The organism is Marinobacterium sp. xm-g-48 (assembly GCF_013282925.1).
In the GTDB taxonomy this organism is placed as follows: domain Bacteria; phylum Pseudomonadota; class Gammaproteobacteria; order Pseudomonadales; family Balneatricaceae; genus Marinobacterium_E.
On the sequence record NZ_WBYQ01000009.1, the window covers coordinates 15770 to 37215 of the forward strand.

Here is a 21446-nt window from a genome sequence, read left to right on the forward strand (position 1 = left end):
CTACTCTACGGTGACTGATTTCGCAAGGTTGCGGGGTTGGTCGACATCGGTGCCTTTTAGAACAGCTACATGATAAGAGAGTAGCTGAAGAGGAATGGTGTAAACCAGCGGTTCTAACCAGAAATCGACAACGGGCAGTTCAATGACATGAATACCCTCTTCCTCTTGGATAGTACCTTCTTCCGCGAAGACAAATAGCTCACCGCCACGCGCTCGAACTTCTTGAAGATTCGCTTTCAGCTTATCCAGCATGTCGTTACGCGGGGCAACGGCAATGACCGGCATCTCTTTGTCGACCAGAGCCAGTGGACCATGCTTTAGCTCACCGGCAGGGTAGGCTTCAGCATGAATGTAGGAGATCTCTTTGAGCTTAAGTGCGCCTTCCATTGCAACTGGATAGAGCGCGCCTCGACCTAGGAAGAGCGAGTGGTGCTTCTCAGCAAACGCTTCTGACATCTTCTGAATCTGATCATCCAAGCCAATCACTTGCTCAAGTAAACCAGGTAGTTGGCGCAGTGAGTGGATGATGTAGGCCTCTTTCTCATCGGTCAGCCCCTGTCGGCGGGCCAGCGCGACCGTTGTCAGCATCAGAGCAACAAGCTGTGACGTGAACGCTTTAGTAGACGCTACGCCAATCTCTGGACCTGCCTGTGTCATCAGAGAAAGTTGTGATTCACGGACCAGCGAGCTACCAGGAACGTTACAGATAGCTAATGAACCCGCCACTCGAGATTGAATATCACGCAGTGCGGCCAAGGTGTCAGCGGTCTCACCCGATTGAGAAATCGTCAGCAATAGAGTGCCTTCGGGTACAACGGCTTTGCGGTAACGAAACTCAGATGCCACCTCTACCGAACATGGCAAATTAGCTAATTCTTCGATCCAGTAACGCGCCACCATACCGGCATGATAGCTAGTACCACAGGCAAGAATTAAAACCTGCTTAGTGTTATCAAACAGTTCTGCAGCCTCTGCACCAAAGCACTGCTCAAGAAGACGATCTCCGGTTAAACGACCTTCAAGCACATCCGCCATTACAGTCGGCTGCTCATAGATCTCTTTCATCATAAAGTGCTTAAATTCGCCTTTTTCAGCTGCACTTGCTGAGTGCTCGTAACGCGACACTGCTCTCTCAACCGATTGACCTGTCGCATCCCAAACACGAATCTCATCACGAGTCAGGCAGCCAATATCGCCATCTTCTAGAAACATGAAACGGTCTGTAACAGGGAGCAGTGCCAGCTGATCGGATGCGATAAAGTTTTCACCAATGCCGACACCAACAACCAGTGGACTGCCTTTACGTGCGGTATAGAGCTGGTCTGGTAGATCCTTGTGTACCACGCCCAAGGCGAATGCACCCTCGAGACGGGCGATGACTTTTGGCAACGCTGCAATAAGTGAACCTTCAGTATTAAGGATCTTAGCAAGTAAGTGAGCGATTACTTCTGTATCAGTCTCAGATGAGAATTGAAAACCATCAGCAAGCAATTCAGCTTTTAGCTCTTCGAAATTTTCGATGATACCGTTATGAACAACAGCAACACTATCTCCTGACATGTGCGGGTGAGCGTTGTGCTCTGCAGGCACACCATGAGTGGCCCAACGCGTATGAGCAATGCCAAGTGTACCTGTGATCGGTGACGCTTCTTGAGCATCCTTAAGAGCCTGTACTTTGCCAATACGGCGAAGACGATTCACCGATTGACCATCATGAATGGCCATGCCCGCAGAGTCATAGCCGCGATACTCCAATCGACTAAGACCCTCTAATAGAATACCGCTGACCTGGCGTTCAGAGACTGCACCTACAATACCGCACATAACAATTAACCTTTCTTCACTGGGCGTTTCCAGCCCGAAATATTTCTCTGCTTACCACGTGCAACGGAGAGCTGATCCTCTTCCACTTTGCTGGTAATGGTGGAGCCTGCACCGATGGTTGCTCCTGCACCCACATGCACGGGTGCAACCAATGAACTGTTTGAACCAATAAAGGCGCGATCGCCAATCTCGGTCAGGGATTTGTTCACACCGTCGTAATTACAGGTAATGGTGCCGGCACCAATATTTACCTCTTCACCGATGTTTGCATCGCCAATGTAAGAGAGATGGTTCAATTTAGACCCTTGACCAACCAAAGCTTTCTTCGTCTCAACAAAGTTGCCGACTTTCACTCCAGCCGCCAGTTGTGAGCCAGGACGGATACGAGCAAAAGGGCCCAACTGACAAGCATCGGCAATGACAGCACCATCAATGTGGGTGTTCGCAAGAATCTCTACACCGTCACCGATAATCGAATTTTTAACGCTGCAATTAGGCCCAATCACAACGTTTGAGCCAATGCGTACCTCGCCTTCTGCAACGAAGTTAACGTCAATCTGGCTATCTTGCCCTACCGTCAGTTGCCCGCGCACATCGAATCGAGCAGGATCCGCCAAGGTGACACCAGCATCCATCGCAGCATTGGCCTGCTGCAGTTGATACCAACGCTCTAATTCAGCGAGTTGTCGACGATTATTCACACCCTGTACTTCGTACTCAGAGGCAGGATGAAGTGCTTGAACCGTTACGCCCGACTCCGCCGCCATTGCGATCAAATCGGTTAGGTAGTACTCACCCTGTGCGTTATCGGAAGAGAGTTGCGGCAACCATTCGTTTAGATGATCGGTAGGCATCGCCATAATGCCGGTGTTCACTTCAGTGATCGCCAATTGCTCTTCATTGGCATCCTTCTGTTCCACAATACCCACGACATCGTTAACGGCACTGCGAAGAATACGGCCGTATCCTGTTGGATCGTCTAGGTTAACCGTCAGAAGCGATACTTTACCCGTTTGCGCGACCTGTACCATCTGCTCTAGCACACTCGCCGGTGTTAATGGCACATCGCCGTAAAGCACTAGCGTAACACCGCCTGCACGAAGACCCGCTGAGGCCTGTGCAACGGCATGGCCCGTGCCTAGCTGCTCAGCCTGTGTATAAAATTGGCAAGATAGATCGGACAACGCCTCTTTAACCTGATCCGCACCATGGCCAACCACAATATGCATCGCGCTGTTGTTTAACTGACTCGCTTGATCAATGACGTGCTTTACCAGCGATTTTCCTGCCAAAGGGTGAAGGACTTTAGGGAGTTTAGATTTCATACGGCTGCCTTGACCGGCCGCAAGAATGACTACATCTATCGACATTAACGGGTGTTTCCAAAAACAAAATTTATCCACTTGACGATACTTTAACCTAAGCGCACACTGCTGCAAGGTTAAATGTCATAAAAAAATTGACAAATATGGATAATTCGCTGTTTTTAGAGATCGGTCTTAGCGACCGTGACGTCTCAATCTACAAGGCCCTGCTAGCGCTTGGCCCCAGTTCGATTCGTACCATTGCTGAGCGTGCAGGGGTCAATCGCGGCACAACCTATGAAGCACTGAAGCAGATGCAGGCGTTAGGTGTGGTCAGCTATCTGCCAAAAGGTAAGCGCCGCATCTTCACAGCACGTGAGCCTGAAGTGTTGGTAGAACTGGCTGAAGAACGCCGTAAACGCTTAGATCTCGCTGTTGAAGAGTTAAAGCGTCGTGTCATACCCGAGCTGCATCAACTCTCGCCTGATTTTAGCGCAGCCAATGTTCAGTGGTATGAGGGTGACGAGGGGATTGAGCAGGTACTCAGAGATATCCTTAACAGTGTTAGCTCAAACCCTGAACCGATCTACTCTGTCTTCTCATCAAAACCGATTCGAAAGCATCTCTACCGTCCCTTCCCGAACTTCACAGCACAGCGTGTTGCTCGAAAGATCAAGGTACGGGTTATCGCGATTGGGGATGGGGGTGAAAGTGCTGATCTATCAGAACGTAAATGGATCAAAACCGAGGGACCAGTAGACGCCGCTTATATAGCGATCTATCCACCAAAAATTGCCATCATCTCTTTAGCGTCTGATAACTACCCAACTGCGGTGGTTATCGATTCAAGTGAAGTAGCGGCCGCGCAGAAGATCATATTTGATACACTCTGGCGCCTGCTTTAACGTTTAGGCTTACTAACCATCTTGTACTGGCGAGAGCAGTAGCCGCGATCAATCCCCTCTGGACGCTTTTTAAGATGTTTAGTGTTGCGACCAGAGACCCGTTCACGCCACATACGAAACGAACTGGGCTTCATCTCACGCTGCATCAACTTGATCACTTGTGGCTCTGACAAGCTGTACAACCCCTCAATCGCTTCAAAGGGTGTGCGATCTTCCCAAGCCATCTCAATGACTCGCGAAATCGCCTCTTCTGACAGGCCGGCGTGTGCTAGCTTTTGTGACATCTAAACCTCTGAAAAATAAAGCAGGTGTCGTTGTGTACGCCAGCGTATGTGTTTTAGTTCAGATGAGAGGTAGCTTATGAGTGCAGATGACAGGCTGAATGCCTGTCACTGTGTACTAAACCAGCTACGGAGTGACCGTGACAGGCTTTCAGCCTGTCATCGGCTTTGTCAGCGTCTACCAGAGACTGTAGCGTAACTCCTGAGTCGTGTCAGACTAAAGGTCAGACACGGTGCTTTTTCAAAGCACAAAAAAAGGCAGCCGAAGCTGCCTTTTTTGATCGTGTAGATCTTATTTGCCGAGTTTGCGGCGAATTGCATCGAGGGTACGAAGCTGTGCAGCTGCTTCAGCAAGCTGAGTCGCAGCACGTGAGTATTCGAACTCACCCTGCTTGTCAGCCATTGCTTGTTCAGCATGCTTCTGTGCTTCTACAGCGGTTGCTTCATCAAGGTCACCCGCACGAAGTGCAGTATCAGCCAACACAGTAATCTTGTGTGGTTGAACCTCTAGGAAGCCACCAGATACGTAGAAGATATCCTCTTCACCGCCCTGCTTGCGAAGCTCGACAGGGCCTGGTTTGATTTCCGACAAAAGCGGAGTGTGACCTGGGTAGATACCCAGCTCACCCAGGCTACCTCTCACAGAGACGAATTCGATAAGGCCAGAGAAGATCTCTTCCTCTGCACTTACGATGTCACAATGAACAGTCATAGCCATTTCAATTACCTCTTCAGGTTCCGCTTAAGGGATTACATGCCTTTGGCTTTTTCGACTGCTTCGTCGATGCCGCCAACCATGTAGAACGCCTGCTCTGGTAGAGAGTCGTATTCACCGTTCAGGATGCCTTTAAAGCCACTGATAGTGTCTTTAAGAGAGACATATTTACCTGGTGCACCAGTGAAGACTTCTGCTACGAAGAATGGCTGAGATAGGAAACGCTGAATCTTACGAGCGCGTGCTACCGTCTGCTTATCTTCTTCAGAAAGTTCGTCCATACCTAGGATCGCGATGATGTCTTTAAGCTCTTTGTAGCGCTGTAGGACACCCTGCACTTCACGTGCAGTCTCGTAGTGCTCAGAACCGATTACTAGCGGATCAAGCTGACGAGAAGTAGAGTCTAGTGGGTCTACCGCTGGGTAGATACCTAGCTCTGCGATCTGACGAGACAGTACGACTGTTGCGTCAAGGTGCGAGAAGGTTGTCGCTGGTGATGGGTCAGTCAAGTCATCCGCTGGTACGTATACCGCCTGGATAGAAGTGATCGAACCAGTCTTAGTCGACGTGATACGCTCCTGAAGTACACCCATCTCTTCTGCAAGAGTTGGCTGGTAACCTACCGCTGAAGGCATACGACCTAGCAGTGCTGATACCTCTGTACCCGCAAGTGTGTAACGGTAGATGTTGTCGACGAATAGAAGTACGTCACGACCTTCGTCACGGAACTTCTCAGCCATTGTAAGACCAGTCAACGCTACACGTAGACGGTTACCTGGTGGCTCGTTCATCTGACCGTAAACCATCGCTACTTTCGACTTGTCGAACTGCTCAACGTTTACTACGCCTGCTTCCTGCATTTCGTGGTAGAAGTCGTTACCCTCACGAGTACGCTCACCTACACCTGCGAATACAGATAGACCAGAGTGCTGAGTTGCGATGTTGTTGATCAACTCCATCATGTTTACGGTTTTACCTACGCCGGCACCACCGAACAGACCGATCTTACCACCCTTAGCGAAAGGACAAACAAGGTCGATTACCTTGATGCCTGTCTCAAGCAGTTCGTTAGTCGCTGCTTGGTCTGCGTAAGAAGGTGCTTTACGGTGAATTGGGTAACGCTCCTCTTCACCGATCGGGCCACACTCATCGATTGGGTTACCTAGTACGTCCATGATACGACCTAGGGTCGCTGTACCTACAGGTACAGATACTGGAGCACCAGTGTTTACAACGTCCAGACCACGGCTTGCACCTTCAGTCTGACCCATTGCGATAGTACGTACGACACCGTCACCCAGCTGTTGCTGAACTTCTAGTGTCAGGTTGGTTTTAGTGACGTTTAGTGCGTCATAAACCTTCGGTACATCTTCACGTGGGAATTCCACGTCAACGACTGCACCGATAATCTGAACAATACGTCCGCTACTCATGTTCGGATCCTCTTAACTTATTAGCCTGTTAACTGCTTTAAACAGCAGCAGCACCACTTACGATTTCAGAAATTTCCTGTGTAATCGCTGCCTGACGCGCTTTGTTGTAGATCAACTGAAGCTCGTCGATTAGGTTGCCGGCGTTGTCGGTTGCATTCTTCATTGCCAACATACGCGCTGCCTGTTCACAGGCGTTATTCTCAACAACTGCTTGGTACACCATTGATTCAACGTAACGAGTCAAAAGACCTGTTAGTAGATCACGAGCATCTGGCTCGTAGATGTAATCCCAGTGGTGGTTGAGAGTGTCGTCGTCTTCTTCAGCCTGAAGGGGCAGAAGCTGTTCAATAGTCGGCTTTTGCGTCATGGTGTTAACGAACTCGTTCGATACCACGTATAGACGGTCAAGTTTGCCTTCGTTGAAGCTATCAAGCATCACTTTTACTGAACCGATTAGCGCTTCCAACTCTGGTGCATCGCCTAGGCCGCTTGTTGCTGCCTTAACGTTACCGCCGTAGTTACGGAAGAAGCTAACTGCTTTACCACCAATTGCACAGAAATCGATCTCGACATTCTGTGAATTGAACTCCTTCATTTTGCCAATAGCAGCCTTGAACAAGTTAACGTTCAGGCCACCACAGAGTCCGCGATCAGAACCGACAACAATGAAACCTACTCGTTTCAGGTCGTTGTTCTGCATGTAAAGGTGTTTGTATTCAGGGTTAGCTTTCGCTAAGTGCTGAATCACACCACGGATACTGCGTGCGTATGGACGAGAAGACTCCATGCGATCTTGGGCACGGCGCATCTTAGATGCAGCAACCATTTCCATGGCGCTGGTAATCTTACGTGTGCTACCGATACTCGCGATCTGCGTCTTAATCTCTTTTCCGACTGCCATAAATCCGCCTCTATTCCTTGACTTAGTATCGGCTGAACAGAGTCTGTTCAGCCGTTCTGCTCATAACTCGAGCGCTTACCAAGTCTGGGTAGATTTGAACTTCTCGATGCCAGCTTTGAATCCAGCAGCGATTTCGTCATTGTAATCGCCTGATTCATTCACTTTAGCCATCAGGTCAGCATGCTCCGAGTTGAAGTATGCAACCAATGCAGCTTCGAATGCACCGATTTTGTTCAATTCTACGTCGCTCAGGAAGCCTTCGTTCGCAGCGTACAAGCTCAAGCCCATCTCAGCGACAGACATTGGAGAGTACTGCTTCTGCTTCATCAGTTCTGTAACGCGCTGACCGTGCTCTAGTTGTGCACGAGTCGCTTCGTCAAGGTCTGAAGCAAACTGCGAGAACGCTGCCAATTCACGGTACTGTGCAAGTGCTAGACGTACACCGCCACCCAATTTCTTGATGACTTTAGTCTGAGCCGCACCACCTACACGTGATACTGACAGACCTGCGTTGATCGCAGGACGAATACCTGAGTTAAACATACCAGTTTCAAGGAAGATCTGACCGTCTGTGATCGAGATAACGTTGGTTGGTACGAACGCCGAAACGTCGCCACCCTGAGTCTCGATTACAGGTAGAGCAGTCAATGAACCTGTTTGTCCTTTAACTTCACCTTTAGTGAACTCTTCTACGTAGTCAGCGTTAACACGCGCTGCACGCTCTAGTAGGCGTGAGTGTAGGTAGAATACGTCACCTGGGTATGCTTCACGACCTGGTGGACGACGAAGAAGAAGTGAAATCTGACGGTAAGCCCAAGCTTGTTTAGTTAGGTCATCGTAGATAATCAGTGCGTCTTCACCGCGGTCACGGAAGTACTCACCCATTGCACAGCCTGCGTATGGAGCTAGGAACTGCATTGCTGCAGGATCTGCTGCACCCGCTGCTACAACGATCGTGTGATCCATTGCGCCGTGCTCTTCAAGCTTACGTACTACGTTAGCGATAGTAGACTGTTTCTGGCCCACTGCTACGTAGATACATTTGATACCAGTACCTTTCTGGTTGATGATCGCGTCGATCGCAATTGCCGACTTACCGATCTGACGGTCACCGATGATCAACTCACGCTGACCACGGCCGATTGGTACCATTGCATCGATCGCTTTCAGACCAGTCTGAACTGGCTGGTCAACAGACTGACGAGCGATAACGCCTGGCGCTACCTTCTCTACTGCGTCTGTGATTTTTGCGTCGATAGCACCTTTACCGTCGATTGGGTTACCTAGTGCGTCTACAACGCGACCAAGTAGCTCAGGACCTACTGGTACTTCAAGGATACGGCCAGTACATTTAGCCGTCATGCCTTCTTTAAGACCTTGGTAATCACCAAGAACTACGGCACCGACAGAGTCACGCTCAAGGTTAAGCGCCATACCGTAGACGCCACCAGGGAACTCGATCATTTCGCCGTACATTACGTCAGCTAGACCGTGGATCAGGATGATACCATCGGATACGCTAACGATTGTGCCCTCGTTACGGGCTTCTGAAGACACATCAAGTGACTCGATGCGCTTCTTGAGAATCTCGCTGATCTCAGATGGATTCAGTTGCTGCATTTCTATTCCTCATTCTCAGGAATTCATCGCTTCGGCCAGTTTCGCAAGTCGAGCACGAACCGAACCGTCGATCACAAGGTCGTCTGTACGAACAATTACACCGCCTAGGATAGACTTGTCTACCTGTGCAGTGACTGCTACTTCACGACCCAACTTGGTGCTAAGCGCCTTAGCCAATTTCTGCTGCTGTTCATCAGCAAGATCGAAGGCAGTTGTCAGATCCACTTCAATTGAAGCTTCCTGAGCTGACTTCAGCTTTTTGAACTGTGCAGCGATCTCTGGCAACAGAGCCAAGCGCTGATTTTCTGCCAATAGAGCCATAAAGTTTTGGCCCGCTTGGTCGATGTCGCCTTCTAAAAGGCCATTCAGCGTCCCAGCTTTCTGCTCAGACGTTAGGGCTGGGTTTGCCAGCACCTGGGCTACTGTCGCATCCGCTACACAAGAGGCAGCGATTGACAGCATGTTAGCCCACTGATCGAGGCTGCCCTTGCTAGCTGCATATTCAAATGCAGCTTTTGTGTAGGGCCGAGCGACTGTATTGAGTTCAGCCATCGTAAACCTCGCTTAAAGCTCCGCAGCTAGTTTTTCAACTAACTGTGCGTGTGCTTTCTCGTCAACAGAGGCTTCCAGAATTTTTTCAGCGCCAGCTAGTGCTAGTGCTGCAACCTGTGCACGAAGAGCTTCCTTCGCTTGGTTGATCTCTTGTTCGATTTCCGCTTCAGCAGCAGCTTTAACGCGATTAGCTTCTTCGCGCGCTTGCTCTTTAGCTTCGTCAACAATCTGGTTAGCCCGCTTGTTGGCCTGTTCAATGATGGCAGCTGCTTGCTCTTTAGATTCGCGCAGATTATCTGTCGCTTTCTCTTGAGCTAGCTTCAGATCGCGCTCAGCGCGTTCTGCCGCATCAAGACCATCTGCAATCTTCTTCTTACGTTCAGCCAGTGCACTTGTTAGTGGTGGCCATACGTATTTCATACAAAATACGACGAAGATGAAGAACGCGATAGCCTGACCAATGATGGTGAGATTGATATTCACGCCATTATCCTCGCGGTTGTCTGATTAAAAGTAGTGAAACCCATGGGGTATCTAGTTAAAAAACTACTTGTTAGCCAGCAACAGCGAACAGTACGTATAGACCAAGACCAACACCGATCATAGGAACAGCGTCGACAAGACCCATTACGATGAAGAACTGAGTACGTAGTAGTGGGATCAGTTCTGGCTGACGAGCAGCACCTTCAAGGAATTTGCCACCTAGAACGCCGATACCGACCGCAGCGCCTACAGCGCCTAGACCCATCATCAGTGCACCAGCAATGTACAGCAATGCCATTTCCATCGTTTTTCTCCGATTTAGTTAATTTAAGGTTATTACAGTTAGTAAACTCTTGTTATTCCGCTTAGTGATCTTCGTGGGCCATCGCCAAGTAGACGATTGTTAGGACCATGAAGATAAACGCCTGAAGCGTAATAACTAGAATGTGGAAAATTGCCCATGGAACCGACAGGATCCATTGAGCCCAGAACGGCAGCAGTGCAATCAGGATGAAGATCATCTCACCTGCGTACATGTTACCGAAAAGACGTAGTGCCAATGATACTGGCTTAGCCAGTAGACCAACCACTTCTAGGAAGAGGTTGAATGGCAGCAACCATTTGCCTAAAGGCTGGAAGCTAAGCTCTGCTAGGAACCCGCCAAGACCTTTCTGCTTGATGCTGTAGTAAAGAATAAGTGCAAAGACGCTCAACGCCATACCCGCGGTCGCGTTTACGTCAGTCGTTGGAACCACTTTCATGAAGTGGATACCCATCTCTGCTGCTAGGAATGGAATCCAGTCAACGGGAACCAAGTCCATGGTGTTCATTAGGAAGATCCATACAAAGATGGTCAACGCCAATGGAGCGATGAGTGCATTTTTGTAGTGGAAGATACTCTTCACGTTGTCATCGATGAACTCGATGATGGTTTCTACAAAGTTTTGAGCGCCGCCAGGTACATCACTTGTCGCACTTTTAGCCACCTTACGGAAGAACCACACGAACGCTAGACCAAGAGCAATCGACCAGAACATTGTGTCTACGTTGATCGCCCAGAAGCCCATCTCAGCAGCTTCTTGCGCACTGTGCGCAAAGCCAAGACCGTTAACAGGGTGGTTACCAAAGGTAAGGTTGGTTAAGTGGTGAGCAATATACTCTGAGGAGGTAACTGTTCCAGATGCCATTCTCAGTTTCTCTCTTTATCGAAGGTTAAGAATCCGTTTTAACGCCGAACTGCATGATCAGATTACTGACCTGAAGCAGAATCAACATCGCAAATAAGGAAAAAACACTGATGGGTTTTACCAGCACAAACGCCAGTGAAAAACTGATGGCCATCAATGCCATTTTCCATATTTGACTCGCATACAACTCTGCGAGTGTCCCTTGTGCAGACCCCTGTGTCTGCTTGTTAAAGTGCTTGTTTGCGAAATAGGCGTTAGGAATCAAGTAGATTAAACCACCTATAAGCATTGAGTACGCTGCTACAAAATCAATAAATACAGCGACTGCACTTAGCACTAACAGGATGCCTGACTGATATTTCAAAACGGTGAAATATCGAGCTTTCGCCCTATCAGAACGCTTACCAATGAGGTTTGGATTCATCATCTTTGCCCAAAAGTAGTGCGTTTATCCCAGCTAATGCGGGCGCAATTGTAGGTGAAAAGGGAATAAGCATCAAGTACAGAGTAGTCTAACTATGACTAAGGTCTTGTTCGCTTTAATCGCGAAGTTGTTTAACGATCGCTTTTAGCTCTTTAGCATCATTGTAGCTGATCACAATCTTACCCTGACCCTTTGCGTTTTCGCTCAGCGTCACTTTGGTAGATAGCAGTCGAGTCAGATCTTCAACGATACGCTCATGCTTGCTGGTAAGCTCTGGCTTCGCTTTAGGCTCCGTTGGATTTTGCAAAGTGCGCACCAATAACTCAGTCTGACGAACCGATAGGCCTTTAGCCACAACCTCTCGACCGGCATCGATCTGTAACGCTTCCGTGAGAGGCAGTAGAGCACGCGCATGACCCATCTCAAGGTCTCCATGCTCTAACATACGTTTGACTTCGTCGGTCAGGTTAAGAAGACGCAGAAGGTTGGCAACGGCGGTGCGCGATTTTCCAACGGCATCAGCCACCTCTTGCTGTGACAGTTCAAACTCCTGCTGAAGGCGCTGCAGGGCTATGGCCTCTTCGATCGGGTTTAGGTTTTCACGTTGAATGTTTTCGATGAGTGCCATCGCAATGGCCGCTTCATCAGGAACATCTCGAATGACAACAGGCACACGCTCTAAACCAGCCATCTGGGCTGCACGCCAGCGACGCTCACCCGCGATGATTTCAAAATTATCACCACCGATAGGTCGCACCACAATCGGCTGCATAATGCCTTGCGCTTTAATCGAAGCGGCTAGCTCTTCAAGCGCTTGAGGCTCCATATCACGGCGCGGTTGGTAACGACCACGACTTAGGCGCTCAACCGCCAGTTCAGTGAGTTGCGTAGAGTCACTCGATTGGTCGTTCGCGACAGTCGCTGCAGAACCGGAAAGTAGGGCGTCTAAACCACGACCCAATCCACGACGTTTAGTGCTCATTTCAACTCCTTAAGAAACCGCTTGGGTTTGCTCTTTATCGGTACGGCGAACCAGTTCACCCGCCAGTGCCAGGTATGCAATCGCACCTCGAGAATTTTTATCGTACATGATCGCCGGTAGACCGTGGCTGGGGGCCTCTGCTAAACGGACATTACGTGGAATGACTGTACGGTAAACCTGATCACCAAAATACTCTAGGAGATGATCAGAGACATCCTTGGTCAAACTCATGCGTGGATCGAACATGGTGCGCAAAATACCCTCAATCTTCAGGCGAGGGTTTAGACGTTCATGGATCTTATCGATGGTGCCCACCAGTGCACTGATCCCTTCGAGAGCATAGTATTCACACTGCATAGGTATAATAACCCCGTCAGAGCTAGCCAGTGCATTCACCGTTAGCAAACTCAGCGAAGGTGGGTTATCGATCAGAATAAAATCGTATTGGTCAGCCACAGCATCGAGCGCCATCTTCAGACGAAACTCTCTACGTGTCATCTGCAGAAGTTCAACTTCTGCCGCCGTTAGGTCGCCATTGGCCCCTAAAACATCGTAGCCTACTTCTAAATTGGTGATGATCGACTCTTTGGCGCTCGCTTGATCGGTTAATAGCTCATAGACCGAGAGGGTAAGATCATGCTTATCAACACCAGAGCCCATCGTCGCATTACCCTGAGGATCCAGATCGATGAGCAGAACGCGCTTGTGCATAGCAGCCAGTGATGCCGCTAAGTTCACGCTGGTGGTGGTTTTACCAACCCCACCTTTCTGATTGGTGACCGTTAAAATCTTGGCCAACTTACACTCTCCCAATTTTCAACAGGTGTCGCTCTTCATCAAGACCGGGCACTTGAAGGGGGTAACTCTCGATTAAATGGTACTGATTTGGCAGATCTGCCAACTCCTGATCAGGATAACGGCCTTTCATCGCAAGAAACAGACCCTGATCGGCTAATAGCTCAGCGCTTAACGTTACCATATCTTCGATAGAAGCAAAGGCCCTAGAGGTAACTTGTTGGAAAGTACGACCGGCAAACGCCTCAACCCGACCATGAACCACCTCTAAATTCGATAGATTCAACTCAACTTTTACCTGATGCTGAAACCGAGTTTTTTTACCGTTGCTGTCCAGAGTAACAACTGGCATATCAGGATTAAGAATGGCCATAGGAATTCCAGGTAACCCAGCACCACTACCGACGTCGATAAGGTCGGTTTTTTCTACGTAGGGCGCAATCGCGACACTGTCCAAAATATGTTTTATCAGCATCTGTTTTGGATCGCGTATCGCCGTCAGATTGTAGGTTTTGTTCCATTTCTGTAACAAGGCTAAGTAGGCCAACAGCTGCTCAACCTGTAATTCAGATACAGACAGGTTTAACCGACTTAGACCTGACTCTAAATCGTTTTTTGGATTGTAATCCATTAACTGGCCGCCTTAGCTTGAAGCTGAAGTTTCTTCAAATGAACCAATAACAGCGAGATAGCCGCTGGCGTCATGCCCTGAATCCTTGAAGCCTGAGCAATAGTCACCGGGCGGACATGCTCTAGCTTAGATTTTAATTCGTTTGAGAGACCACCAACGGCATCATAATCGAAGTCCTCAGGCAAAGAGGTATTCTCTTGACGACGCATCTGATCAATCTCTTGCTTCTGACGATCAATATAACCGGCGTACTTGATCGAGATCTCAATCTGCTCTTCAGCCGCCGCCTCAATCTCAACCTCAGAAGGTTTAATGGATTTGATATCGGCATAGCTAAGTTCAGGACGCTTTACCAGATCAGCAAGGTTGTACTCACGTGCCAACGGTGAACTCAGCTTGGGTTCCAATGCAGCCGCTTCTGCTGACTTTGGTTGAATCCAAGTCGATGAGAGCCGTGCCATTTCACAATCAATCTGATCGCGTTTAGTCGAGAAGGCGGTCCAGCGATCATCACCAACGACACCCAGTTTGCGACCTATCTCGGTCAAACGAATATCCGCGTTATCTTCGCGCAACACCAAACGGTATTCAGCACGGGAGGTGAACATACGGTAAGGCTCTGATGTGCCGTGCGTAATCAAATCATCAACCAAGACACCGATGTAAGCTTCGTCACGACGCGGATACCACTGATCCTGATCCAGTGCACGAGCAGCGGCATTCATACCGGCCAACAACCCTTGTGCGCCCGCCTCTTCGTAGCCTGTTGTGCCATTGATTTGACCGGCAAAGTAGAGACCAGAGATCACTTTGGTCTCAAGTGTGTGTTTCAAATCCTGAGGATTGAAATAATCGTATTCGATGGCATAACCCGGACGTGTGATATGAGCGTTTTCAAAACCGCGCATTGAACGGATGACCTCAAGCTGCACATCAAATGGCAAACTGGTTGAGACACCATTTGGGTAGAGCTCGTGCGTGGTTAACCCTTCCGGCTCAACGAAAACCTGGTGGGAGTCTTTGTCCGCAAAGCGGTGAATCTTATCTTCAATGGAAGGGCAGTAACGCGGTCCTATCCCTTCAATAATCCCAGAGTACATCGGCGAGCGATCAAGGTTATTTCGAATAATCTCGTGTGTCCGCTCATTGGTATGCGTGATGTAACAACTGATCTGTTCTGGTTGGTCACTCGCCTGGCCCATAAACGACATGATAGGCGTTGGTGTATCACCAGGTTGTTCTTGCATCACTGAGAAATCGACACTGCGTGCGTCAATTCGTGGCGGTGTACCCGTTTTGAGACGGTCAACGCGAAGAGGATACTCACGTAAACGCTCTGCGAGTCGTAATGAAGGCGGATCACCGGCACGACCACCCTGATAATTTTGCATACCAATGTGAATCAAACCGCCAAGGAAGGTACCTGCTGTTAAGACAACGCTGTTTGCAAAGAAACGAATGCCAGCTTGGGTCACAGCACCGCGAACTTCATCATTTTCTACGATGAGATCATCGACCGCCTGCTGAAAGATATCGAGGTTAGGTTGGTTTTCAAGAATAGAACGGATGGCTGCTTTGTAAAGAATACGATCCGCTTGTGCACGTGTGGCACGCACAGCGGGACCTTTGCGTGCATTAAGCGTTCTAAACTGAATACCGCCCTTATCGGTAGCACGAGCCATCGCACCATCCAGTGCATCAATCTCTTTAACAAGATGACTCTTACCAATACCACCGATGGCCGGGTTACATGACATTTGACCCAGTGTCTCAATATTGTGAGTCAATAGCAGGGTTTTAGCCCCTTTACGTGCTGATGCTAATGCCGCTTCAGTGCCAGCGTGACCGCCACCAATAATCAACACGTCATAACGATCTGGATAATCCACTCTCTACCTCTTAGCTGCCTTTTCAAACCTAGACAGAAATATGGCGCGGATTATACCTAGGGATTGCCATTGAAGAAATGGTTAAAAAATAGCCAACCTGCTGTTTGTAGAGTGAGAGTAGATAAATAAAAAATAAAATAAATATATAAAGAGAGTTTATTATTTTTAATATTATTTAAGTAGGCTGATTTCTGTTATTAACTGATTAAAAATCAATAAAAACAGTAGTTTGTAGAAATTATAACCCGCTTATAAAGCGCGAATAGCTTGAACATTTGTTGTGTGTGAGTTGTGTATAAGTAGGCTAGTTATACACAATTTATTTTATTCACAGTTTAATCGTCCAATTACTCGGGGTTAGGCTGACAGTTTTTCCACAATCGAAGAATTATTACCGCGTTTTGTGACCTATTCTTTGGATAACTATTGAATATATCCACAACAGATGCTCAGCATTCGCCTTTTATCTGTGAGTAACTCTATTTTTGGATTGTGGAAAACTATTTACCGATACAGAAAGAGCCGAAAATCTTTCCAAGCAGGTCATCCGCTGAAACTTTACCGGTTATTTCACCTAACACCTGCTGTGTCTGCCTCAGATCTTCCGCCAGAAGTTCACCAGCACCTTGGGTATCTAACTGCCAAAGACCGGTGTTTAATAGCTCCTGTGCTTGTTCTAGAGCCTCCATATGGCGTCTACGCGCCATAAAAGCGCCTTCAGCATTGCCTTGATAGCCCATAATGGACTTTAGATGCTCCCGAAGCAGATCAATGCCTTGCTCATCTTTGGCTGAGAGTCTAATCAGTGTGTTTTCACCCTGTTGTTCAAGACTAGTACTCTCGTCTGTTAGGTCGATTTTATTGCGAACTAAGGTGACATGGCTCAGATCACCGTTGAGTTTTTCGACCATCTCAGGCCACAGCGTTTGTGGATCCGTTGTCTCTGAGTGGCTAGCATCCACGAGCATTAAGATACGATCAGCCGTTTTGATCTCCTGCCAAGCGCGATCAATACCGATCTGTTCGACTCGATCAGGTGCATCACGTAAGCCAGCGGTGTCGATAATGTGCAGTGGCATGCCATCAATGTGTATCTGCTCTCTCAAGACATCTCGTGTTGTCCCCTCAATGTCGGTGACAATTGCTGAATCACGCCCCGATAGCGCATTGAGCAGACTCGATTTTCCGGCATTAGGACGGCCAGCAATCACGACAGTCATACCCTCTCTCATTAAACTGCCTTGCTGCGCTTGGCTCTGAACCTGATTGAGTTGCTCAATAATGTTGACCAGATCACCACGCACTTTGCCGTCGCTTAAAAAGTCGATCTCTTCATCAGGGAAGTCGATGGCTGCTTCTACATAGATGCGTAGGTTGGTTAGCTGATCGACCAATTGATCAACTTCACGCGAAAAAGCGCCTTGCAGTGATTTTAACGCACAGCGAGCTGCCTGTTCTGAAGAGCTTTCAATCAGATCAGCAATGGCTTCAGCTTGAGTGAGATCGAGCTTATCGTTTAAAAATGCTCGTTCTGAGAATTCACCTGGTCTAGCCATGCGAGCACCTAGCTCAATGGCGCGGCGAATGATGAGATCGATGACAACGGGACCACCATGACATTGAAGTTCGGCAACATCTTCACCGGTGAAGCTATTGGGTCCAGGAAAAAGCAGGGCGATGCCTTCGTCGATCTGTTGATCAGTTTCATGAAAAGGGGTGTAGTGAGCGTAACGGGGTTTGGCTTTAAACCCGATAAATGCCTCTAAAATTTCAGCAGACTTAGGCCCTGAAAGACGAACAATCCCGACGCCCCCTTGGCCAGTGGCGGTTGCTTGTGCAACGATCGTATCTTTACTGCTGCTGATCATCTGAAGTCTTTCTCCAATCAATAAAAAGGGCTCCGAAGAGCCCTAGTGTGTCGCGTGGGGATTTAAGCTGCAAGTTGCTTATTTAGAATCACCCGCTTCGATCTGTTTGTTGATTACATACTGCTGTGCAATTGATAGGACGTTGTTCACCAACCAGTATAGAACCAGACCCGCTGGGAACCATAGGAAGAAGAAGGTGAAGACGATTGGAAGCATCTTCATGATCTTCGCCTGCATTGGATCTGGAGGCGTTGGGTTCAACAGCTGCTGAATGAACATGGTCGCACCCATCAAGATAGGCATGATGAAGTAAGGGTCCATTTGCGACAGGTCTTGGATGTAACCAATGAATGGCGCGTGACGGATCTCAACCGCTTCCATCAATACCCAGTAAAGTGCGATGAAGATCGGCATCTGAGCAACGATAGGAAGACATCCACCGAGAGGGTTGATCTTCTCTTTCGAGTAGAGCTTCATCATCTCTTGAGACATCTTCTGGCGATCATCACCGTATAGCTCTTTAAGACGAGCCATCTCTGGACCGAACTTGCGCATTTTTGCCATCGATTTGAACGCTTTAGCATTCAAGTGGAATAGGGCAGCTTTCACCAAAATCGTGACACAGATGATGGCAAGACCGTAGTTACCGACGATCGAGTAGAGCCACTTAAGAACCATGTAGATTGGTGAAGCGATGAAGAAGAGAATACCGAAGTCGATCGTAAGATCTAGGTTCGGAGCGATCTTCTCCAGCTGATCAGTATCTTTAGGACCCGCATACAGCGTTGCCGAGATCTGGCCTGTCTGGCCTGGAGCAACAACAGCAGAGGGTGCTAAGAAACCAGCAATGTAGTTACCGTTAAGCTGACGGGCCTGGTAGGTGTACTCCTGACCTGGATTAGGGATCCAAGCACTCATGAAGTAGTGCTGAATCATAGCAACCCAACCGTCTTGGCTCTTCTCGCTGTAACGGCCATCGTCGTCTATATCATCGAAGCTAACTTTGTTGTAGTTGTTCTCTTGAGTTGAGAACACTGGGCCTAAGTAAGACTGCATACCCATATCAGTAGTTTCTGAAGGGTCAGCACTACGATCACGCTTAAGTTGACCGAATAGAGTCGCTTGCCAGTTTGAGTCACTGTTGTTAGCAATCAGGTAGTCCATCGCAATGGCGTTGCTACCGCGTGTGAAGGTGAATCGCTTAGTAATGGCTACGCCGTTATCGACTAGGTTCAGATCTACAGCCAGTGTGTCGGCACTGCCCATGTCGTAGCTAGCTTCAGCGACAGAGTAGAGTGGACGCCCCTCTTTAGACGCATCTGGGCCATTAGGGCCAACTAAGCCTGATTGAGCAACATAGGTACGGTTAGCGTTCTGCTCAAGCAGAACCAAGGGATCTTCGCCTTCCAACGTCGCTTTATGATCGAGCAGTTTGACTTCAATGATGTCACCGCCACGTGGATCGATTAGAATGCCGAACTTATCAGTGGTTACACTGACCAGATCACCTGTTGCTGCAGCCAGTGTGGACGTTGCTGCACCTGCGGTTGGTAGATCAGCTTCAGCTGCTGGCGCTGCGCTTGGCAGGTCGTTACCTGCGGCTGGCTGGTACGCTGAAACTGATTCAGTTTGAGTTTGTTGTGCTGCGACGGGAGTGTTGTAATCAGCATTCCACTGGAGAACCAGCATGTATGAGATTAGACCGAGTGCGCCGAGTAGAATGACTCGCTGTATATCCATGGCGAATTAACCATTACCTTTATTTGAGGTTTGGGCTTTTAAAGCCTGCTTGTTTAAACGTTTCCAACTTTTCGCTATGAGCGCATGTAATTGCTCGTTTTCCAGCTCATCAATACCACGTCGAGATAAAACAACAATGTCGACATTAGGGAGCTGATGCTGGTTAAAACGAAAAGACTCGCGAATGATACGACGAACGCGGTTTCGATTCACGGCTCTGCGAATATTTTTTTTGGAAAAAACGAATCCGATGCGGGGATGATCAGATTGGGAGTGGCGGGCAAGAATCAGTAGATGAGTATCACTGACCTTAAAATCGGCTTTGTCGAATACCCTTTTGAAATCACCGCCAGTTAAAAGTCTTAACTGGCGAGGGTATTCGAACTCAGCCATTTGGCATTCAGCAAGTCCGCTTAATTATGCAGACAAGCTAGCGCGGCCGCGTGAACGACGACGAGCAAGCACTTTACGACCGTTTTTAGTAGCCATACGAGCACGGAAACCGTGGTTGCGCTTACGCTTTAGTACGCTTGGTTGAAATGTTCTTTTCATTGCCTTGTCCTATTACAAGTCATTTATACGTCACAGATGTTGTATGGACATCTGCCTAAAAATCGAGACGCAAAATTCTATAGAAATCGCTAAGCAGTTGCAAACCTTTTGTTTGCTATCCATAAAAAAACCAGCCCGAGAGCTGGTTTTTTATCAGCTAAACGAGCTATTAGCGCATTTTACGCTGCATGTAGCCGTCTAGAGGACCTTCTGAAACAGACATCCACTGGTTCTGGTCTTTCTGGAACGCAGCCATGCTGTCGTAGATGCGTTTGAAGTCTGGGTGTTCAGCAGAAAGCTCTTTGTAAGTTTCCTGTGCAGCTTCCCAAGCAGCATCCATTACGTCTTTCGGGAAGACCTTCATCTTAGTACCACCCGCTAGGATAGTCTTAAGTGCTTCTGGGTTCTTCGCATCGTAGAAGGCAGTTGTCTTAACGTTTGCACGCTCAGCTGCTGCTGCAACAATGTTCTGGTACTCAACTGGTAGAGCGTCGAACTTCTCTTTGTTGATGTAGACAGAAAGGTTTGGAGCCGCTTCCCACCAACCTGGAGTGTAGTAGTACTTAGCAACCTTGTTGAAGCCCATCTTCATGTCATCGAATGGACCAACCCATTCAGCTGCATCGATAGTGCCTTTCTCTAGTGATGGGAAGATATCGCCACCCGGGATAGACTGAGGCACAACGCCTAGCTTCTCGATGATCTTACCGCCCATACCACCGATACGCATCTTTAGACCCTGAAGATCGTCTAGTGATTTAACTTCTTTGTTGTACCAACCACCCATCTGTACACCCGTGTTACCTGATGGGAATGGAACGATGTTCGATTTAGCGAAAAGCTCTTTGATCATTTCGCCGCCACCACCGAAGTTGTACCAAGCTTGGAACTGACGGTAGTTAAGGCCGAAAGGAACGGTTGTATCTAGAGCGAATGCTGGGTTTTTACCGAAGTAGTAGTATGACGCTGTGTGACCTGCTTCGATCGTACCGTCTGATACTGCGTCAAAGATCTGCATAGTGCCTACGATTTCGCCCGCAGGGAATACACGAATCTTGAATTTACCGTTGGTCATCTTCTCTACTTCTTCAGCGAAGTAGACACCGCCCATGTAGAAGCCGATACCTGGAGGTACAGCCGACTGTAGGCGCCAGTTAAGTTCTGGAAGCTCAGCAGCTGAAGCTGCAGTTGCTGCTGAAACGGCTGCTGCTAGTACAGCACCTTTAAACAGATCTCTACGTTTCATGATATTTCCTTGTGTTTGCCTTTTCGGCGTTTATTGTTAGTTAGGACACAGCTAATACTAGCTATAACCAGCCACCATGCAAGAGTATTAATTATTTGCCTGAATCAACCTGCT

Annotated in this window: 22 protein-coding genes; 1 reads left to right on the forward strand and 21 read right to left on the reverse strand. The window is 48.4% G+C overall.

All coding sequences use genetic code 11. The features are described 5' to 3' along the window. Positions 1 to 1824, reverse strand: a complete 1824-nt coding sequence (gene glmS / locus XMG48_RS11110) for a glutamine--fructose-6-phosphate transaminase (isomerizing) (RefSeq protein ID WP_173482148.1) — start codon at positions 1822 to 1824, stop codon at positions 1 to 3. A 5-nt stretch (positions 1825 to 1829) separates the two neighbouring features. Further along, positions 1830 to 3194 carry a bifunctional UDP-N-acetylglucosamine diphosphorylase/glucosamine-1-phosphate N-acetyltransferase GlmU gene (glmU, locus tag XMG48_RS11115; RefSeq protein WP_173482149.1) on the reverse strand — a complete coding sequence of 455 codons (1365 nt, stop codon included), beginning with the start codon at positions 3192 to 3194 and terminating at the stop codon, positions 1830 to 1832. A gap of 98 nt (positions 3195 to 3292) precedes the next feature. Between glmU and XMG48_RS11120 the strand changes: the two genes are divergently transcribed. Continuing rightward, a complete protein-coding gene (locus tag XMG48_RS11120; protein ID WP_173482150.1) occupies positions 3293 to 4033 on the forward strand; it encodes a TrmB family transcriptional regulator in 741 nt (246 codons plus the stop codon). On the opposite strand, the gene XMG48_RS11125 is transcribed toward XMG48_RS11120, so the two are convergent. From XMG48_RS11125 to XMG48_RS11215, 19 genes are all read right to left on the reverse strand, one after another. Then, positions 4030 to 4317 (reverse strand): TIGR03643 family protein, encoded by a 288-nt coding sequence (locus XMG48_RS11125; protein WP_173482151.1) that lies wholly within the window; start codon positions 4315 to 4317, stop codon positions 4030 to 4032. The two genes, XMG48_RS11120 and XMG48_RS11125, sit on opposite strands and share 4 nt — an antisense overlap. Before the next feature lie 289 nt (positions 4318 to 4606). Continuing rightward, positions 4607 to 5032, reverse strand: coding sequence for a F0F1 ATP synthase subunit epsilon (locus XMG48_RS11130; RefSeq protein ID WP_173482152.1), 426 nt, complete (start codon positions 5030 to 5032; stop codon positions 4607 to 4609). Between the two features lie 32 nt (positions 5033 to 5064). Then, positions 5065 to 6462 (reverse strand): F0F1 ATP synthase subunit beta, encoded by a 1398-nt coding sequence (gene atpD, locus XMG48_RS11135; protein WP_173482153.1) that lies wholly within the window; start codon positions 6460 to 6462, stop codon positions 5065 to 5067. Between the two features lie 37 nt (positions 6463 to 6499). Beyond that, a complete protein-coding gene (atpG, locus tag XMG48_RS11140) occupies positions 6500 to 7363 on the reverse strand; it encodes a F0F1 ATP synthase subunit gamma (protein ID WP_173482154.1) in 864 nt (287 codons plus the stop codon). Between the two features lie 75 nt (positions 7364 to 7438). Beyond that, complete coding sequence (gene atpA / locus XMG48_RS11145) at positions 7439 to 8983, reverse strand: F0F1 ATP synthase subunit alpha (protein ID WP_173482155.1); 1545 nt, start codon at positions 8981 to 8983, stop codon at positions 7439 to 7441. 15 nt (positions 8984 to 8998) lie between these two features. Then, the gene (locus XMG48_RS11150) at positions 8999 to 9535 is read right to left on the reverse strand and encodes a F0F1 ATP synthase subunit delta (protein WP_173482156.1); all 537 of its coding nucleotides are present in this window, start codon (positions 9533 to 9535) and stop codon (positions 8999 to 9001) included. 12 nt (positions 9536 to 9547) lie between these two features. Continuing rightward, positions 9548 to 10018, reverse strand: a complete 471-nt coding sequence (locus tag XMG48_RS11155; RefSeq protein WP_173482157.1) for a F0F1 ATP synthase subunit B — start codon at positions 10016 to 10018, stop codon at positions 9548 to 9550. Between the two features lie 70 nt (positions 10019 to 10088). After that, on the reverse strand, positions 10089 to 10322 hold the full coding sequence (gene atpE, locus XMG48_RS11160) for a F0F1 ATP synthase subunit C (protein ID WP_169451839.1): 234 nt from the start codon (positions 10320 to 10322) through the stop codon (positions 10089 to 10091). 61 nt (positions 10323 to 10383) lie between these two features. Next, positions 10384 to 11205 carry a F0F1 ATP synthase subunit A gene (gene atpB / locus XMG48_RS11165; RefSeq protein WP_173482158.1) on the reverse strand — a complete coding sequence of 274 codons (822 nt, stop codon included), beginning with the start codon at positions 11203 to 11205 and terminating at the stop codon, positions 10384 to 10386. 25 nt (positions 11206 to 11230) lie between these two features. Beyond that, positions 11231 to 11632 carry an ATP synthase subunit I gene (locus XMG48_RS11170; RefSeq protein ID WP_173482159.1) on the reverse strand — a complete coding sequence of 134 codons (402 nt, stop codon included), beginning with the start codon at positions 11630 to 11632 and terminating at the stop codon, positions 11231 to 11233. Between the two features lie 112 nt (positions 11633 to 11744). Next, complete coding sequence (locus tag XMG48_RS11175) at positions 11745 to 12611, reverse strand: ParB/RepB/Spo0J family partition protein (protein WP_173482160.1); 867 nt, start codon at positions 12609 to 12611, stop codon at positions 11745 to 11747. Between the two features lie 9 nt (positions 12612 to 12620). Next, entirely contained in the window at positions 12621 to 13409 is a 789-nt protein-coding gene (locus XMG48_RS11180; protein ID WP_173482161.1) for a ParA family protein, read from the reverse strand. A 1-nt stretch (position 13410) separates the two neighbouring features. Further along, positions 13411 to 14037 carry a 16S rRNA (guanine(527)-N(7))-methyltransferase RsmG gene (rsmG, locus tag XMG48_RS11185; RefSeq protein ID WP_173482162.1) on the reverse strand — a complete coding sequence of 209 codons (627 nt, stop codon included), beginning with the start codon at positions 14035 to 14037 and terminating at the stop codon, positions 13411 to 13413. After that, positions 14037 to 15926 carry a tRNA uridine-5-carboxymethylaminomethyl(34) synthesis enzyme MnmG gene (gene mnmG / locus XMG48_RS11190; protein WP_173482163.1) on the reverse strand — a complete coding sequence of 630 codons (1890 nt, stop codon included), beginning with the start codon at positions 15924 to 15926 and terminating at the stop codon, positions 14037 to 14039. Before mnmG ends, rsmG begins: the two co-directional genes overlap by 1 nt. Before the next feature lie 500 nt (positions 15927 to 16426). Beyond that, positions 16427 to 17794: a tRNA uridine-5-carboxymethylaminomethyl(34) synthesis GTPase MnmE gene (mnmE, locus tag XMG48_RS11195; protein ID WP_173482164.1), complete on the reverse strand. Its 1368-nt coding sequence runs from the start codon at positions 17792 to 17794 to the stop codon at positions 16427 to 16429. A 78-nt stretch (positions 17795 to 17872) separates the two neighbouring features. Continuing rightward, positions 17873 to 19534 carry a membrane protein insertase YidC gene (gene yidC / locus XMG48_RS11200; protein ID WP_173482165.1) on the reverse strand — a complete coding sequence of 554 codons (1662 nt, stop codon included), beginning with the start codon at positions 19532 to 19534 and terminating at the stop codon, positions 17873 to 17875. Positions 19535 to 19540: 6 nt separating this feature from the next. Next, a complete protein-coding gene (rnpA, locus tag XMG48_RS11205; protein WP_173482166.1) occupies positions 19541 to 19927 on the reverse strand; it encodes a ribonuclease P protein component in 387 nt (128 codons plus the stop codon). Positions 19928 to 19951: 24 nt separating this feature from the next. After that, a complete protein-coding gene (gene rpmH / locus XMG48_RS11210; RefSeq protein ID WP_173482167.1) occupies positions 19952 to 20086 on the reverse strand; it encodes a 50S ribosomal protein L34 in 135 nt (44 codons plus the stop codon). Between the two features lie 169 nt (positions 20087 to 20255). Further along, complete coding sequence (locus tag XMG48_RS11215; protein ID WP_173482168.1) at positions 20256 to 21332, reverse strand: TRAP transporter substrate-binding protein; 1077 nt, start codon at positions 21330 to 21332, stop codon at positions 20256 to 20258. Between the last annotated feature and the right edge of the window lie 114 nt (positions 21333 to 21446).

Coding starts and splice junctions, on each gene's coding strand:
- glmS (WP_173482148.1), bottom strand. CDS start 1,824: ATGTGCGGTATTGTAGGTGCAGTCTCTGAACGCCAGGTCAGCGGTATT.
- glmU (WP_173482149.1), bottom strand. CDS start 3,194: ATGTCGATAGATGTAGTCATTCTTGCGGCCGGTCAAGGCAGCCGTATG.
- XMG48_RS11120 (WP_173482150.1), top strand. CDS start 3,293: ATGGATAATTCGCTGTTTTTAGAGATCGGTCTTAGCGACCGTGACGTC.
- XMG48_RS11125 (WP_173482151.1), bottom strand. CDS start 4,317: ATGTCACAAAAGCTAGCACACGCCGGCCTGTCAGAAGAGGCGATTTCG.
- XMG48_RS11130 (WP_173482152.1), bottom strand. CDS start 5,032: ATGGCTATGACTGTTCATTGTGACATCGTAAGTGCAGAGGAAGAGATC.
- atpD (WP_173482153.1), bottom strand. CDS start 6,462: ATGAGTAGCGGACGTATTGTTCAGATTATCGGTGCAGTCGTTGACGTG.
- atpG (WP_173482154.1), bottom strand. CDS start 7,363: ATGGCAGTCGGAAAAGAGATTAAGACGCAGATCGCGAGTATCGGTAGC.
- atpA (WP_173482155.1), bottom strand. CDS start 8,983: ATGCAGCAACTGAATCCATCTGAGATCAGCGAGATTCTCAAGAAGCGC.
- XMG48_RS11150 (WP_173482156.1), bottom strand. CDS start 9,535: ATGGCTGAACTCAATACAGTCGCTCGGCCCTACACAAAAGCTGCATTT.
- atpE (WP_169451839.1), bottom strand. CDS start 10,322: ATGGAAATGGCATTGCTGTACATTGCTGGTGCACTGATGATGGGTCTA.
- atpB (WP_173482158.1), bottom strand. CDS start 11,205: ATGGCATCTGGAACAGTTACCTCCTCAGAGTATATTGCTCACCACTTA.
- XMG48_RS11170 (WP_173482159.1), bottom strand. CDS start 11,632: ATGATGAATCCAAACCTCATTGGTAAGCGTTCTGATAGGGCGAAAGCT.
- XMG48_RS11175 (WP_173482160.1), bottom strand. CDS start 12,611: ATGAGCACTAAACGTCGTGGATTGGGTCGTGGTTTAGACGCCCTACTT.
- rsmG (WP_173482162.1), bottom strand. CDS start 14,037: ATGGATTACAATCCAAAAAACGATTTAGAGTCAGGTCTAAGTCGGTTA.
- mnmE (WP_173482164.1), bottom strand. CDS start 17,794: ATGATCAGCAGCAGTAAAGATACGATCGTTGCACAAGCAACCGCCACT.
- yidC (WP_173482165.1), bottom strand. CDS start 19,534: ATGGATATACAGCGAGTCATTCTACTCGGCGCACTCGGTCTAATCTCA.
- rnpA (WP_173482166.1), bottom strand. CDS start 19,927: ATGGCTGAGTTCGAATACCCTCGCCAGTTAAGACTTTTAACTGGCGGT.
- rpmH (WP_173482167.1), bottom strand. CDS start 20,086: ATGAAAAGAACATTTCAACCAAGCGTACTAAAGCGTAAGCGCAACCAC.
- XMG48_RS11215 (WP_173482168.1), bottom strand. CDS start 21,332: ATGAAACGTAGAGATCTGTTTAAAGGTGCTGTACTAGCAGCAGCCGTT.